Annotated in this window: 14 protein-coding genes; 11 read left to right on the forward strand and 3 right to left on the reverse strand. The window is 54.2% G+C overall.

Features of this window, described 5'->3' with window-relative positions; genetic code table 11:
• Positions 1-9: 9 nt before the first annotated feature.
• The 8 genes from OSC10802_RS0100590 to OSC10802_RS0100625 all read left to right on the forward strand — a co-directional run bounded on the left by OSC10802_RS0100590 (position 10) and on the right by OSC10802_RS0100625 (position 9,133).
• Complete coding sequence (locus tag OSC10802_RS0100590; protein ID WP_017714835.1) at positions 10-1,158, forward strand: Re/Si-specific NAD(P)(+) transhydrogenase subunit alpha; 1,149 nt, start codon at positions 10-12, stop codon at positions 1,156-1,158.
• A gap of 89 nt (positions 1,159-1,247) precedes the next feature.
• Positions 1,248-1,541 (forward strand): NAD(P) transhydrogenase subunit alpha part 2, encoded by a 294-nt coding sequence (locus OSC10802_RS0100595; protein WP_017714836.1) that lies wholly within the window; start codon positions 1,248-1,250, stop codon positions 1,539-1,541.
• A gap of 91 nt (positions 1,542-1,632) precedes the next feature.
• Entirely contained in the window at positions 1,633-3,039 is a 1,407-nt protein-coding gene (locus tag OSC10802_RS0100600) for an NAD(P)(+) transhydrogenase (Re/Si-specific) subunit beta (protein ID WP_017714837.1), read from the forward strand.
• 202 nt (positions 3,040-3,241) lie between these two features.
• Complete coding sequence (locus OSC10802_RS0100605; RefSeq protein ID WP_017714838.1) at positions 3,242-3,928, forward strand: hypothetical protein; 687 nt, start codon at positions 3,242-3,244, stop codon at positions 3,926-3,928.
• A 187-nt stretch (positions 3,929-4,115) separates the two neighbouring features.
• Positions 4,116-4,748: a Uma2 family endonuclease gene (locus OSC10802_RS0100615; RefSeq protein WP_017714840.1), complete on the forward strand. Its 633-nt coding sequence runs from the start codon at positions 4,116-4,118 to the stop codon at positions 4,746-4,748.
• Positions 4,749-5,007: 259 nt separating this feature from the next.
• Positions 5,008-7,986 carry an SUMF1/EgtB/PvdO family nonheme iron enzyme gene (locus OSC10802_RS56275; RefSeq protein ID WP_017714841.1) on the forward strand — a complete coding sequence of 993 codons (2,979 nt, stop codon included), beginning with the start codon at positions 5,008-5,010 and terminating at the stop codon, positions 7,984-7,986.
• A 292-nt stretch (positions 7,987-8,278) separates the two neighbouring features.
• Positions 8,279-8,464, forward strand: coding sequence for a hypothetical protein (locus OSC10802_RS48510; protein ID WP_155967261.1), 186 nt, complete (start codon positions 8,279-8,281; stop codon positions 8,462-8,464).
• A gap of 138 nt (positions 8,465-8,602) precedes the next feature.
• A complete protein-coding gene (locus OSC10802_RS0100625; RefSeq protein ID WP_017714842.1) occupies positions 8,603-9,133 on the forward strand; it encodes an REP-associated tyrosine transposase in 531 nt (176 codons plus the stop codon).
• 80 nt (positions 9,134-9,213) lie between these two features.
• Here OSC10802_RS0100625 and OSC10802_RS0100630 read toward each other — a convergent pair whose 3' ends face one another.
• From OSC10802_RS0100630 to OSC10802_RS53885, 3 genes are all read right to left on the reverse strand, one after another.
• Positions 9,214-9,441 carry a type II toxin-antitoxin system HicB family antitoxin gene (locus tag OSC10802_RS0100630; RefSeq protein ID WP_017714843.1) on the reverse strand — a complete coding sequence of 76 codons (228 nt, stop codon included), beginning with the start codon at positions 9,439-9,441 and terminating at the stop codon, positions 9,214-9,216.
• A gap of 696 nt (positions 9,442-10,137) precedes the next feature.
• Complete coding sequence (locus OSC10802_RS53880; RefSeq protein ID WP_232731586.1) at positions 10,138-10,281, reverse strand: hypothetical protein; 144 nt, start codon at positions 10,279-10,281, stop codon at positions 10,138-10,140.
• Between the two features lie 74 nt (positions 10,282-10,355).
• Positions 10,356-10,526 carry a hypothetical protein gene (locus OSC10802_RS53885; protein WP_017714844.1) on the reverse strand — a complete coding sequence of 57 codons (171 nt, stop codon included), beginning with the start codon at positions 10,524-10,526 and terminating at the stop codon, positions 10,356-10,358.
• 140 nt (positions 10,527-10,666) lie between these two features.
• Here OSC10802_RS53885 and OSC10802_RS53890 point away from each other — a divergent pair, with 140 nt between their 5' ends.
• The 3 genes from OSC10802_RS53890 to pruA all read left to right on the forward strand — a co-directional run bounded on the left by OSC10802_RS53890 (position 10,667) and on the right by pruA (position 14,281).
• Positions 10,667-10,870, forward strand: coding sequence for an SH3 domain-containing protein (locus OSC10802_RS53890; RefSeq protein ID WP_052334283.1), 204 nt, complete (start codon positions 10,667-10,669; stop codon positions 10,868-10,870).
• Positions 10,871-10,897: 27 nt separating this feature from the next.
• Positions 10,898-11,149, forward strand: a complete 252-nt coding sequence (locus OSC10802_RS0100645) for a hypothetical protein (RefSeq protein WP_017714846.1) — start codon at positions 10,898-10,900, stop codon at positions 11,147-11,149.
• Positions 11,150-11,308: 159 nt separating this feature from the next.
• Positions 11,309-14,281 (forward strand): L-glutamate gamma-semialdehyde dehydrogenase, encoded by a 2,973-nt coding sequence (gene pruA / locus OSC10802_RS0100650; protein WP_017714847.1) that lies wholly within the window; start codon positions 11,309-11,311, stop codon positions 14,279-14,281.
• Positions 14,282-14,616 lie beyond the last annotated feature (335 nt).

The following is a 14,616-nucleotide window of genomic DNA, read 5'->3' on the forward strand; positions in this document are numbered from 1 at the left end:
GGAGAATTTATGAAAATAGCGGTTGCAAAAGAAATAGAAGTGGGCGAACGCCGTGTCGCCTTGATTCCCGAGGTCGTCGCCAAGTTGGTGAAATCGGGCCTTGAAGTGTGGGTGGAAGCCGGTGCCGGTGAGGGGGCGTTCTTCCCGAATGAGGCTTACTCGGCTGCCGGTGCCACCATTATCTCGGACACAGGTGCCCTGTGGCGGGAGGCGGATGTGGTGCTCAAGGTGGCCCCTCCAAAGCCGCACGAAATTAACCAGATCCGCGAAGGCGCGGTGCTGGTCAGCTTCCTCAATCCCCTGGGAGATCCGGTGCTGGCGCAGCAGCTGGCCGACCGGCAGGTGACAGCGATGGCGATGGAACTGATCCCGCGCACGACCCGGGCTCAGAGCATGGACGCCCTGTCGTCCCAGCGCTCACTAGCGGGCTACAAGGCTGTCCTGCTGGCGGCGGCGGCGCTGCCCAAGTTCTTCCCCATGCTGACAACAGCAGCCGGCACGATCCGCCCCGCCAAGGTGTTTGTCATTGGTGCCGCTGTTGCGGGGCTGCAATCCATTGCCACCGCCCGCCGTCTCGGGGCTGTGGTGGACGCCTTCGATATCCGACCGGCAGCCAAAGAAGAAGTGCTCAGCTTGGGCGCGAAGTTCGTCGAAGTCCAGCTCAACGAGGAAACAGCAGCTGCCGGCGGCTACGCCAAGGAAATTTCCGACACATCCAAGCAGCGAGCTCAGGACGCCATTGCGGAGTATGTCAAGCAGGCGGACGTGGTGATTACCACCGCCCAGGTTCCCGGCAAAAAGGCCCCCGTGATGGTGACCGAAGAAATGGTCAGCCAGATGAAGCCCGGATCTGTGATCGTGGATCTGGCAGCGGATCAGGGCGGGAACTGCGCCTGCACCCAACCGGGCAAAGATGTAGTCCGCAATGGCGTGACGGTTATGGGCCCGCTGAATTTGGCCGCTTCCATGCCGGTGCACGCCTCTCAGATGTATGCCAAAAATCTTTTGGCGCTGCTGCAACACCTGATCCAAAAAGATGGGACGCTGCAGCTGAAATTTGAAGACGATATCACGGGCGGCACTTGCTTGACTCACGCGGGTGAGATCCGCAATCAGCGGGTGCGGGAAGCTTTAGCCGCCAGCACTCAGCCGGTGTGAGGATGGTCAGACCTCCCCGGTGGTTCCAGAAACCGGGTTTCTTCCCGAAAACCGGTTTCTAACAGTCAAAAAAAGGAAGTTGCAGAACAATGGCAGAAGGATTAATTGCCGGTTTAGTTGTCTTTGTGCTAGCGTCATTTGTGGGATTTGAAGTGATTAACAAAGTTCCCCCGACGCTTCACACGCCCTTGATGTCCGGCTCTAACGCGATTTCAGGCATTGCGGTGCTGGGAGCCATCTTGATTGCCGGTCAGCGCGATGTGAATATCACCGTAATTTTGGGCGTGATTGCGGTAGCGCTGGCGACGATTAACGTGGTGGGCGGGTTTTTGGTAACAGACCGCATGTTGCAAATGTTCAAGAAGAAAGAGGCTAAAGCCTGATAAGTGGTAGTGTGGGGTGCGCACTCCTTATAGGAGGTTCTCTCAACCGGGAGCGCACCCCAGTTCTAATAACAGAGAGCGAAGAATTGATATGAGCGATTTTCTCCCCTCAGGTATTCAGCTGAGCTATTTAGTAGCTGCATCTTTGTTCATAGTGGGCCTGAAGCAGCTGAGTTCGCCGGCAACGGCTCGCCAAGGCAATGTCATCGCCGCCGTGGGGATGCTGATTGCTATAATTGGCACGCTGCTGGAGCGGCAAGTGGTGAGTTACCAGATGATTGCGCTTGGAATCATCATCGGTTCGATTGCGGGAACCATCATGGCGAAAAAAGTTGCCATGACTGCCATGCCGCAAATGGTGGGTTTGCTCAACGGTTTTGGGGGCGCAGCCTCGGCTTTGGTTGCCGTGGGTGAGTTCTGGCGCTACCTGAGCATTCCGGAAACGCCGCGCACCGATTCCTTGATTATCATCATTCTGGGCGTGCTGATTGGCGGCGTGACGTTCACCGGCAGTGTGCTGGCGTTTGCCAAACTGCAGGAACTCCTCCCTGGCGCACCGATTACGTTCCCTTTGCAGCAACCTTTTAATGCTTTCCTGGCGGCTGTGCTTTTTGGTGGCAGCGCCTATATGGTGGTGGCGGACCCGGAAAATGTGCCGGTCTTCCTGGCGCTGGTGGCGGTTTCCAATATCCTGGGCGTGATGTTTGTGCTGCCTATTGGCGGCGGCGACATGCCGGTGGTGATCTCGCTATTGAACTCGTATTCCGGTTTGGCGGCGAGTGTGGCGGGGTTCATTTTGATGAACAATATGTTGATTATCGCCGGCGCTTTGGTGGGCGCATCTGGGATTATCCTCACCCAGATCATGTGCAAGGCGATGAACCGCTCCTTGACGAATGTGCTGTTTGGTGCTTTTGGTGCCGGCGGCGGGGCGGCTGTTGCCAGTAGCGCTGCGGATATCGACAAGACTGTGCGCACGGTTGCACCGGATGAAGCGGCGATGATGCTCGGTTACGCTCGCTCTGTGGTGATTGTGCCCGGATACGGGATGGCGGTAGCGCAAGCGCAGCATACCGTGCGGGAATTGGCGGATCAGTTAGACCGGCTCGGCGTTGAGGTGAAATATGCAATTCACCCGGTTGCCGGTCGGATGCCTGGACACATGAACGTGCTGCTGGCGGAAGCGAATGTGCCCTATCCGCAGCTGTACGATATGGAGGATATCAATCCGCAGTTTGACGAGACGGATGTGGCGCTGGTAATTGGCGCGAATGATGTGGTGAATCCGGCGGCGCGTCACGATCAAGCTAGCCCGATTTACGGGATGCCGATCCTGGATGTGGATAAGGCAAAGCACACGATTGTGATTAAGCGCAGCATGAATACCGGGTTTGCCGGTGTGGATAATGAGCTGTTTTACAAGAATAAGACGATGATGCTGTTTGGCAGCGCGAAGGATGCGGTTGGCAAGCTGGTGTCTGAAGTGAAACAGCTGTAGGTAAAAGTTTCCCTCTCGTTCCTAGGGTTACGCCTGGGAACGCCCCCTCGGTCGGCAAGTGCCGACCGTTTTTTTGGCTGCCGGTGGGGGATATCTGAGGGAACGCCTGTCCTAAAATAAAATATAGCGGTACTGAGAAACCCGGTTTCTTAAAGAAACCGGGTTTCTGGCAGCCGGCATTACTTCTGTTTCATCTAAACTTATGAACAATTTTCCTGACAGCAATACCCCTAATAGCGGTAATTCTCAGTTTGATGACTGGATGCACTCCCTTAATCTTGACCTGCACCAGCTGAACAGCACTGAAAATTTACACAACAATTTCCACAGCACTCCCCACGACACCAGCCTACCGCACAATTCCTTTCCCGACAACCCCCACCACACAGTCACGCCAGACTTTACCCACACGAGTTGGACGGATAACTCTCACGGTTTCTCTGAGCATCAATCCCCAACCGACTGGAGTCATCCCCACCACGAATCCGTCAGTCAGTGGCACGATACAGACAACAGTGTTGCCTCCCCGACATATCACCCCCATGATAGCATTGAAACGCCTCAAGTGCTAAATTATTCCTATTCCAGTGCGCAAGATGGCCCGTATATCCACATCGACCGCTCTGGCGACGTTCACCTGCACAAACTCGACGGTACAACAGAAGTAGTTGGTCATGTAAACGGGCGAGATTTTTACAATTCTGCCCACGATCATATCGGCTATCTCAGCAAAGACGGACACGTTTATCGGTGGAGGGATGACAGTTCTGTCGGGCGAGTCGAAGGCGGACACATTTACCGCGAAAACGGCCAAGAAACCGGTCGGGCTGATACTGATTTGGAAGGCGCTGCTCACATGCTTTTTGTTGTGCGCGGCGGCACTCCTTGAGAGCAGATTTATCCAGGAACTGTTAAGCTTAAGTGGGAGCCAGAAACCGGGTTTCTTGAAGAAACCCGGTTTCTTTTCCTCCTTCCCAGGATCTGCCTGGGAACGCCGTTCTGCCGGCTCCGCCGACTTTGAAGAGGAATGCAGCATTATTCACCTAATATCTTAACAGACAAGAGAAGATTTTGCCATGACACAAGCTATCCCCAAAACAGTAACATTTGACGAATTCATCGCCTGGTATCCAGAAAAGTCAGAACACCGCTACGAATTGCACAGGGGAAGAATTGTCGAGATGCCCAAACCAACAGGAAAACATTCAGAGATTGCCGGCTTCCTCACCCTAGAAATAGGTTTTCTGTGTCGCAGCAGTCAATTTCCTTACTTTATTCCCAAAGAATGCGCAGTCAAAGTTAGCGAAGATTCTGGGTACGAGCCAGATATTATCGTTTTACACCGGCACGCTGTCACCAACGAACCGCGCTGGGCAAAAGAATCTATTATCACGATGGGGGCGTCGGTGCGTCTGGTCGTCGAGGTTGTTAGCACCAATTGGCGAGATGACTATCTCATCAAAGCCGGTGATTATGAAGAAATGGGAATTCCTGAATACTGGATTGTTGACTATCTGGGCTTGGGTGGAAGGCGGTTTATTGGCGATCCAAAACAGCCGACTCTTTCTGTCTATCAACTTGTTGACGGCGAGTACCAAGTCAGCCAATTTCAGGGGAGTAACCCTATAGAATCGCCGGCTTTTCCCAGTTTGAGTTTAACTGCGGAACAGATTTTTGCAGCTGGATTGGAGCCGGTGGGCCAGGATTAGGCGATGGGACAGGCGAGACGCCTGTCCTACGCCTTTTTTGGACAGACGCCGGTCCTGGCGTAGCACAGGCGTCCCGCCTGTGCTGTCCTATTTAGGGACAGGCGAGACGCCTGTCCTACGCCTTGATTTGGATGGACAGGCGAGACGCCTGTCCTACGCCTTTTTTGGACAGACGCCGGTCCTGACGTAGCACAGGCGTCCCGCCTGTGCCCGCCTGTGCTATCCTTAGGAACAACCTTCCACAACTAAATGCAGACTAATGACACGCGCCTTACCAGAGAAAAAAGGATTTTGGGGCACAGTGTGGAACGGGGTAAAAGCCGTATTCGCTCCCCCAGTTTATCAAGCTGACAGACAGGCGGAAACCCTAACCCGCAATGCGGACTTAACCATCGAAGCGAATAAGCAAATCGAAGCCAGCCGGCAACACCTGCGCCAGCAAGAACTTGCTTTGCAAGAATTCCAGCGCCAAGCTAACTTGGACTTCCAAGCAGAACAAGGGGATTTGAACCGGGGGTTGCAATCCGAACTGGCAAGGCTGACTCGCGAATTGCAAGCGCAAGAAGGATTGCTCAACCGGCAATTCCAAGCAAATGAAGGCAGTAAAACCCGCGAACATCAAGAAAAACTCGCCCGCCTCAATATGGAGTTGCAAGCGGAACTGGCAAAGCTCACCCGCGAATTTCAAGCCAATGAAGGCAAATTGAACCGCGAACACCAAGTTCAGTTAGAAGTCTTCCGCTCCAACCTGCAAAAATGGTGCCTCGAACAGCAAAAAGAACTGCAACTGCAACTGAAAGCCCTCGATGCTGAACTCGCCCGCGAACTGAGGATTTATGACCGGCAAACCGCTTTAGAAGTCATCCACGAGCAAAAACGGCAGAACAATTCTCCCATTTGGTTAATTGCCGAGGATATTGTCCACTCCAACCCCTATCAAAATCCCATCCCCCTGCGAGTTTTCCTCTCCCCTCCCACCCTGCGGTTCGACCGATCGGGCGATGGGAGCGACGCAGCTAAAGGCTTTCCCGATATGGAAGAAACCCTGGGCGCTTACTTGCAGCAGTTCTTTGAAAAGTATAGCGCACACGGACGCCCGATTGAATTTCTGGCGGGGGCTTGGACGAGTAAGTTTTTCCACAGTCAAGCCGCCACGAAATCCATGTTTCGCGGCTTGAGAACCGAACCCACTCTAATTTTAGAATCCGCTGCTGAAGGTGATTTCTTCAATCTCCGCTTCGGGTACTGGGGCTTGAATTGGGCAACTTACCGCTACAAGTCAGCGATTACCATGCTGCCTTGGCGGGAAGTGCTGTTCGACTTCGCCAAAACCCGCGCCTTGCGGTGGAAAGAAAAGCGAGACGCGCATATTGCGGCGGGGAAAAAAGCTGAAGAATTTGACAGCCGCTATGGGGTGGAAACCGTAAAGCGCTATCTGAGTAATCTGAGAATTATCGAAAATGAGCGGCTGTGCTTGGAAGATGGGGACGATCCCAGCGACATCGAACGCCCCTACAGCATCCATCAAAATGACTACAACCAATTGCGGGAGTTTGTCGGCATCTGTCACTGCATCATTGCGGGGTTGCTGGCGGATGAATACTTTTTGGCTCACGTCTCTCCTGAAGTCCGCAAATCGCCCCTGCTGCCACAACTCTTGCCTGACTTGCTGCAAGATATGCCCGCAGAGGAGCAGGAAAAGTTAGTGGAAATTGTTGTCAGTTTCTGCACAATGCTGTATAATGCAGTCGGGCGAGACGAGTCGGGCTGGATTCCGGAACTGCGGTTGGATTTGGCAGAAAGTCTCCTCAGTTTGCCCAAAAAGTCTTGGGCGGAGGCGCAAATCTTTGAATCGGTGAAAGCTTGGCTGCAATTGCGCGGGTTATCTGTGTTGCAAGGCAATAAGGAGTTGCTGGATGCCCTAGAGTCAGCTTTGACTGCCGGTGATGTGGAATATGCCGACAGGCTGAATCGCTGTCTGGCGGCTGTCGGGAAAAGTCGCCAGTTCAGCGCGATTGACTCCTGCTACAATCGGGGCATTCAGCGCTGCAAAGAGGAAAAATACTCAGCGGCGATTGTGGATTTCACGCAAGTTATTCAGCTCAAGCCTGATTTGGCGAAAGCTTATTACAACCGGGGACTGGCTTATGTGAAATTGGGGCAATATCAAGCGGCGATTGAAGATTGCACTCAGGTGCAGCGTCTGGCTCCGGAAAATGCCAGCGCCTATCACAATCGCGCCAATGCCTATTACAAGTTGGGAGAGTATGAGCGGGCTATCGCTGACTACAACCAAGCTCTCAGTCTGAACCCGAATTTGCCGGGAGTCGCCCACAGTCGCGATGTCGCGCAAGGCGTGTGGGATGAGAAAAAGCGCCAGCAGCGACAAGAAGAGGAGCGCCGAAATTCTGAGGAGGAAGCGAAGGGGCGGGAATTCCACTTCGAGATTGTGACTGTGAGCGCTCAAGGGCGAGAAATTGGTCGCCAACCGGGCAAAGCTCGTCAGAAAATTCTGGATTTGGGCGGCGGGGTGAATTTGGAGATGGTTTACATTGCCGGTGGGACTTTCCAGATGGGTTCCGCAGACGGTGAGGGAAGTAGGGATGAGCGCCCGCGACACCAAGTCACTGTCAAAGCTTTCTTTCTGGGCAAATATCCCATTACTCAAGAACAGTGGCAAGCTGTGATGGGGAATAACCCTTCTGACTATAAAGGTGCGAAACGTCCTGTCGAAAATGTCTCCTGGAATGATGCTGTCGAGTTCTGTTCCCGGCTTTCCCAAAAAACCGGCACCACTTACCGTTTGCCCAGTGAGGCGGAGTGGGAATATGCCTGTCGCGCGGGAACGACGACGCCTTTCCACTTTGGCGAAACTATTACTCCCGATTTGGTCAACTATAACGGAAACAACCCTTACGGTTCCGCACCCAAAGGACTTTACCGTCAAGAGACAACGCCGGTGGGGAGTTTTCCGCCCAATGCCTTTGGACTGTACGATATGCACGGCAATGTCTGGGAGTGGTGCAGCGATCCTTGGCATGGCAGCTATCAGGGTGCGCCCTCTGACGGGAGTTCGTGGGAAGCCAGCGGAAATGATAACCGAGTGCATCGTGGAGGCTCCTGGGGCAACCGTGCGGTCCTTTGCCGCAGTGCCAGCCGCGACTGGAACTCTGCGGGCGACCGGTACGGGAGTTTGGGGTTTCGCGCAGCGGGAGCGTCGTGGCTCGTTGCGTCCTAGGTTCTCCGGCGAGGATTCTTCTCTGCCCTTTTGCCCTTTTGCCCTTTTCCCTCTCTTCTTTTCCCTCTCGCGCTGGGTTGTTATGGACAGGCGAGATGCCGGTTCTGGCGTAGCACAGGCGTCCCGCCTGTGCCCCATGTAATGGACAGGCAAGATGCCTGTCCTACGCCTTTTTGGGGGAGATGCCGGTTCTGGACAGGCGAGACGCCTGTCCTACGCCTTTTTGAGGGAGATGCCGGTTCTGGCGTAGCACAGGCGTCCCGCCTGTGCCCCCCTGTAATGGACAGGCAAGATGCCTGTCCTACGCCTTTATAGGGGAGACGCTGATCCAGACGTAGCACAGGCGTCCCGCCTGTGCCCCCCTGTAATGGACAGGGGAGACGCCGGTCCTACGCCTTTTTGGGGGAGATGCCGGTGGGATGGACAGGCGAGACGCCTGTCCTACGCCTTTATAGGGGAGACGCTGATCCAGACGTAGCACAGGCGTCCCGCCTGTGCCCCCCTGTAATGGACAGGGGAGACGCCGGTCCTGCGTTTGTATAGAATGGGGTTAGGACAGGAGAGATGCCGGTCCTACGAATTCTCGCCTTTTTTATCAATTTTTTAAGACCTAACCATGACGAAAAATCAGCTAATTTTACACAACCCTACGTTGCAAACCACCAGCAGGAATCTGCCTCACTGGGAGCTGTACGGCTCGGTTTATCATGTGATTTTTGCAACTCGCGATCGATTACCACTTTCTGAAGCAGCTAGAAAAATTGTATTCAACGCTTGCCTGTTTTTCCATCTCAAGAGATATGAAATTTTTGTCATGGCTGTTATGCCAGACCATGTACATCTACTCATACAGCCTTGGGCAAAATCTCAGAAGGAGTGCTGGTCGCTTAGCAGTATCACGCACAGCTTGAAGAGCTACACTTCTAAACAAATTGCCAAAATAGGCCGGCCATCTCGCCCCTCACATATTGGGAAGGTATGGAAAGAGGAGTCCTGGGATCATATTATCAGAAATTCTCAAGAATTTGAATACACCTGGCAATACATTAGAGAAAATCCGGTGAAAGCTGGATTATCTGCTACTCCTGAAGCTTATGCCTTCTTTTGGCAATCTGGCCAAGCAGATAATTCCATTCCCAACCCATAAGACAGGCATCTCCCCTGTCCAAAAAAGACGTAGGACAGGCGTCTCGCCTGTCCAAAGCCCCACCGGCAGGACATCGCAATCTACCCAACGCTCACCTCTACACGAGTCACAAAAACTTCCCCACGCAACCGGTTCTGGATTTCGGAAGGATCAGCCGTCTCAAAAAATAGTTCCAGCGCCTCGATAAGATTCTGCCGCGCTTCCTCAACACTATTTCCCTGGCTAGCAATATCGAGTTCGGGGCAGAGCGATACATATCCATCCCCCTCCCGCTCAATAATTGCCGTAAATTGTTGCCTGATCTTCATGGATTTCGTTTTCCCGGAAATTAGCTGGCTCGCACAAGGGCTGCTTTGACTATAATAACACAATCTGTCCCCCTATAGCAGGCTACAGTCAAGAGGATTTTCAAAAAATATCCTTCCTCTTTTTTGCACCGGCACCGGCGCTCACTCTAACTCCAACCTTCCCCCAGCACAAACGCCGCAGCACCCCTTACCGCAAAACCCTAAGAAGCGCAACACCCCGACACCGGCAGGCAACCAGGCGAAAAAAGGCCCTTTCCAATAAGCAGTCTCTATCAAAACTGGCGCGCTATTTTAAATTTCATATAGTGCCTTGACAGAGGAAACCCGATATGCTATAAGGGGATGTGACTTTTGCGGTTCTGGATCTCTAACAAACTCCAATCTACCGGAAATGATAACAATTCCAAGCCAGAGGGGAGTCCAATGCCGGCGTCTGCCATCATGCCCCCAGGTGGAGCCGCGCCGGCAAAGATTCCCCCCGCAGGCAGTAGCCAGGGTGGTTTAGGGTTTTTAGGGTTAGCTAGAGCGTCAAGTTCCGCACCTTTAAATACCAGTCTACCCCTCCTAGTTAGGTTTAGGACTTACCTCAATGAAAAAAATGAACACTTGGCAAAAATCCCTAGCGCTGACTGCCTCACTTTCACTGTTTGCGGCGGCTTCTCCCGCTTTTTCAAATGCCGCGAATACAGAGATTGCTCAGAACAGCCAACCGGCAGGTAGCTCACAACCGGCACCGGCAGGAGCAAAGTGTCGCCGAGTCACCACTCCCGGCGGCATCAATGTCCGGTCCACGCCCAATGGCACGATTACCGGCTCATTAGCCAATGGAACAACTGTCACTGTCGAAACAACTTACAGCCCGGGTTGGGTAACAATTTCCGCCCCCCAGAAAGGAGTGATATTTGACAGGTATATCACCCCCTGCGACCGAGCCGCAACTCCAGCCCCAGCTGCAGCCGCAGCTCCAGCCCCAGCTGCAGCCGCAGCTCCAGCCCCAGCTGCAGCGGCAACTCCAGCCCCAGCTGCAGCCGCAGCTCCAGCCCCAGCTGCAGCGGCAACTCCAGCCCCAGCTGCAGCCGCAACACCAGCCCCTACTCCAAAGCCATCTCCAGCCCCATCTCCAGCCGCAGCTCCAGCCCCTACTCCAAAGCCATCTGCAGCCCCAGCTCCAAAGCCATCTCCAGCCCCATCTGCAGCCGCAACTCCAGCCCCATCTGCAACACCGATGACTGGCGATACATGCCGGCAAGTGGTAGCTACTGACGGGCTGAATATCCGGCAATCCGCCTCTGCTTCCAGCCCGATTGTCGGATCGGTCGCCAATATGCAGCGAGTCACTATTGTCAATCGCGGCTCAAAAGGCTGGGTGCCGATTTCCGCCCCCGTAAATGGTTATGTTTCTGTGAATTATCTTAAGTCTTGTAGCTGATTCTCTGCCATATCTGGGAACTGTAGGGTGGGTTCCGGCTCCGCCAGAACTCACCCTACTGAATGCTACGAACTTTTTGGGCTGAAGCCCAACTACGAACTTTTTGGGCTAAAGCCCAACTACGAACTTTTTGGGCTGAAGCCCAACTACGAACCTTGTGGGCTGAAGCCCAACTACAAACTTTTTGGGCTGAAGCCCAACTACGAACTTTTTGGGCTGAAGCCCAACTACGAACCTTTTGGGCTGAAGCCCAACTACGAACCTTTTGCGCTAAAGTAGGGGCGGGTTTACCAGCCTCTGAACTGAGCAGCCGACAATTGGATAAACCCGCCCCTACGAACCTTTTGGGCTAAAGCCCAACTACGAACCTTTTGGGCTGAAGCCCAACTACGAACCTTGTGGGCTAAAGCCCAACTACGAACTTAGGAGTTTACCGCTGTGGTCGTACAAATATCCAATACCACTTACGAGGCTAAAACGCAAGAGATTGCCAAACAACTTTTGGCAGCCACAAAAGAAAAGCGATCCTTCTTTGCCCAGCTGCAAGACCAAATGCGCTGGGACGACAAACTGCTGGCCTGGGCGATGAGCAACCCGGGCCTGCGAGTGCAGCTGTTCCGCTTCATTGACTGTTTGCCGGCCCTGCGCAGCAAGCCGCAAATCGCTAACCACATGCAAGAATACCTCACCGCAGAAGCCGTTGAGCTGCCGGCTGCCCTCAAAGGAATGCTCAATTTCGCTTCCCCAGACTCCGTACCCGGACAAGTTGCCGCCACAACAGTCTCTACCGCAGTAGAAACCTTGGCCCACAAGTACATTGCCGGCGAAAACATCAAAGAAATCATCAAAACCGTTGAGCGCCTGCGCAAGGAAAAAATGGGCTTCACCATTGACCTGCTGGGCGAAGCCGTGATTGCAGAAGCTGAGGCGCAATCCTACCTCGACCGCTATCTGGAATTGATGGCTCAACTGGCGGATGCCGCGAAAAAATGGTCGCCGGTGCCGGCCATCGACTCCGCAGATGGTGAAACCCTGCCGCGAGTTCAAGTCTCTGTCAAACTCACCGCCTTTTACTCCCAGTTTGACCCCCTTGACGCCAAAGGCAGCCAAGAGCGAGTTCTCCCGCGCATCCGCACCCTCCTGCGCCACGCCCAAGAAGTCGGGGCTGCAGTTCATTTCGACATGGAGCAATACGCTTACAAAGACCTCACCCTGGCTATTCTCAAACAGCTGCTTCTCGAAGAAGAATTCCGCACCCGCACTGATATTGGCATCACGCTGCAAGCGTACCTGCGCGACACCGAACGCGATTTACGAGACTTGGTTGAATGGGCAAAACAGCGCGGCAATCCCGTCACCGTGCGCTTGGTGAAAGGTGCCTACTGGGATCAGGAAACCATCAAATCCGCCCAAAAAGACTGGCCCCAACCTGTCTTCAACGAAAAACAAGCAACGGATGCTAACTATGAAAAATTAACCCAGATTTTGCTGGAAAATCACGAGGTTCTCTACGCCGCAATTGCCAGTCACAACGTGCGCTCGCAAGCGCGGGCGATCGCGATTGCCGAAACCCTGAAAATCCCCCGCCGGCGCTTCGAGATGCAAGTCCTCTACGGCATGGGCGACAAACTAGCAAAAGCATTAGTCGATATGGGGTATCGGGTGCGCGTCTACTCCCCTTATGGAGATTTGCTCCCCGGAATGGCTTACCTGATTCGCCGCTTGCTGGAAAATACGGCAAACAGTTCTTTCTTGCGGCAAAATATGGAGGACCGCCCGATAGAAGAACTGCTAGCGCCGCCAGACGCCACCGGCTCTGACGCAGTTTATCACGCCAAGCAAGCGTTCCCCAACGCTGCTGATACTGACTATGCCAGCGATCGACTCCGGGAGTTAGGACAGCAAGCGATTCAATCTGTCCGCCAGCAACTCGGCAAAACTTATTTGCCCCTGATTAACGGCGAGTACAAGAATGTAGCACAAACTGTCGATTCTGTCAACCCCTCCAACCCCAGCGAGACGGTAGGCAAAATCGGGCTGATGTCTGAAGAACAGGCAAAACAAGCGATACAAGCGGCAAAAGAGGCGTTCAAAACTTGGCGCAAAACGCCGGTGCGGCAGCGTGCGGGGGTGCTGCGCAAGGCAGCGGAATTGATGGAGAAGCGCCGCCACGAACTGACGGCGTGGATGGTGCTGGAAACCGGCAAGCCGGTGCGGGAAGGCGATGCGGAAGTGTCCGAGGCGATTGATTTCTGCCGGTATTACGCCGACGAGATGGAACGCCTGGAACAGGGGTATAATTACGATACTGCCGGTGAGACGAATCGCTACAATTACCAGGCGCGAGGGATTTCTCTGGTGATTTCGCCTTGGAATTTCCCGCTGGCGATTCCCACCGGCATGACGGTGGCGTCTCTGGTTGCCGGCAACTGCACTCTGCTCAAACCGGCAGAAGTTTCCTCGGTGATTGCGGCGAAACTGGCAGAAATCCTGCTGGAAGCCGGCATCCCCCGGGGGGTGTTCCAGTATGTGCCGTGCAAAGGCTCAACTGTGGGCGCTTATATGGTGAAGCATCCGGATGTCCACATGATTGCCTTCACCGGCTCTCAGGAAGTGGGCTGCCGCATTTACGCGGACGCAGCTATTTTGCAACCCGGACAGAAGCACCTGAAACGGGTGATTGCGGAGATGGGCGGCAAGAATGCCATTATTGTAGACGAGTCGGCTGACCTCGACCAAGCGGTTGCCGGTGTGGTGTATTCGGCATTTGGCTACAGCGGGCAAAAATGTTCGGCGTGCTCGCGGGCGATTGTGCTAGAGCCGGTGTATGATGCTTTTGTCAGCCGGCTGGTGGAAGCGACGCGCTCGCTCAATGTGGGGCCGGCGGAAGCGCCGGGCACCCGCGTCGGGCCGGTGATTGACGCGGCGGCGCGAGATCGCATCCGGGAATATGTTGAGCAGGGGAAGGCGGAAGCGGAGTTGGCGCTGGAGATGCCGGCACCGGATACGGGATACTTTATTGGGCCGGTGATTTTTGCTAATGTGCCGGCGGCGGCGAAGATTGCCCAGGAGGAAATTTTCGGGCCGGTGCTGTCTGTGATGCGGGCGAAGACTTTCGATGAAGCGCTGGAACTGGCGAATGGCACGAACTACGCCCTCACCGGCGGACTGTATTCCCGGACTCCGTCTCATATTGAGCGGGCGCAAGCGGAGTTTGAAGTGGGGAATTTGTATATCAACCGGGGGATTACCGGCGCGATTGTGTCGCGGCAGCCTTTCGGGGGGTTCAAGCTTTCTGGGGTTGGCTCGAAGGCCGGTGGCCCAGATTACCTGCTGCAATTCCTGGAACCGCGCGCGGTGACGGAGAATATCCAGCGGCAAGGTTTTGCCCCGATTGAGGGAGTGGATTAGGGGTTCCTTGGGTGCCGGTTGTGTAGACAGGTGATATAGCAGCAGTCCTATTGGTTAGGGCAGGCGAGACGCCTGCCCTACGTCGGGACTTCGTAGGATAGCCGATCATTCCGAGGTGCGTGTCCGAACCTAAGTGAATATTGCTATCCGTCTGATTGATTTAGTTTTAATAATGAACCGCCAAGACGCCAAGGAAACCAAGAAGCAAGATGAAAGATGATGAGGGATAGAAGAATTAAGAGGGGCAATTGACCGGAGATGATGTAAGGGACTTGCGGCGGGAGGTCAATAGGCTTTTTGGGTGCGTTCCTCAAGGAGGGAACGCTACTGCTGTC

It is taken from the genome of Kamptonema formosum PCC 10802, from assembly GCF_000332335.1.
Lineage (GTDB): Bacteria > Cyanobacteriota > Cyanobacteriia > Cyanobacteriales > Oscillatoriaceae > Oscillatoria.

Bases quoted from the DNA above. Each gene is read 5' to 3' on its own strand.
- OSC10802_RS56275 (WP_017714841.1), top strand. From the start codon at position 5,008: ATGACACGCGCCTTACCAGAGAAAAAAGGATTTTGGGGCACAGTGTGG.
- OSC10802_RS0100630 (WP_017714843.1), bottom strand. From the start codon at position 9,441: ATGAAGATCAGGCAACAATTTACGGCAATTATTGAGCGGGAGGGGGAT.
- OSC10802_RS0100600 (WP_017714837.1), top strand. From the start codon at position 1,633: ATGAGCGATTTTCTCCCCTCAGGTATTCAGCTGAGCTATTTAGTAGCT.
- OSC10802_RS0100595 (WP_017714836.1), top strand. From the start codon at position 1,248: ATGGCAGAAGGATTAATTGCCGGTTTAGTTGTCTTTGTGCTAGCGTCA.
- OSC10802_RS0100615 (WP_017714840.1), top strand. From the start codon at position 4,116: ATGACACAAGCTATCCCCAAAACAGTAACATTTGACGAATTCATCGCC.
- OSC10802_RS53890 (WP_052334283.1), top strand. From the start codon at position 10,667: ATGACTGGCGATACATGCCGGCAAGTGGTAGCTACTGACGGGCTGAAT.
- OSC10802_RS0100625 (WP_017714842.1), top strand. From the start codon at position 8,603: ATGACGAAAAATCAGCTAATTTTACACAACCCTACGTTGCAAACCACC.
- OSC10802_RS48510 (WP_155967261.1), top strand. From the start codon at position 8,279: ATGCCTGTCCTACGCCTTTATAGGGGAGACGCTGATCCAGACGTAGCA.
- OSC10802_RS0100590 (WP_017714835.1), top strand. From the start codon at position 10: ATGAAAATAGCGGTTGCAAAAGAAATAGAAGTGGGCGAACGCCGTGTC.
- OSC10802_RS0100605 (WP_017714838.1), top strand. From the start codon at position 3,242: ATGAACAATTTTCCTGACAGCAATACCCCTAATAGCGGTAATTCTCAG.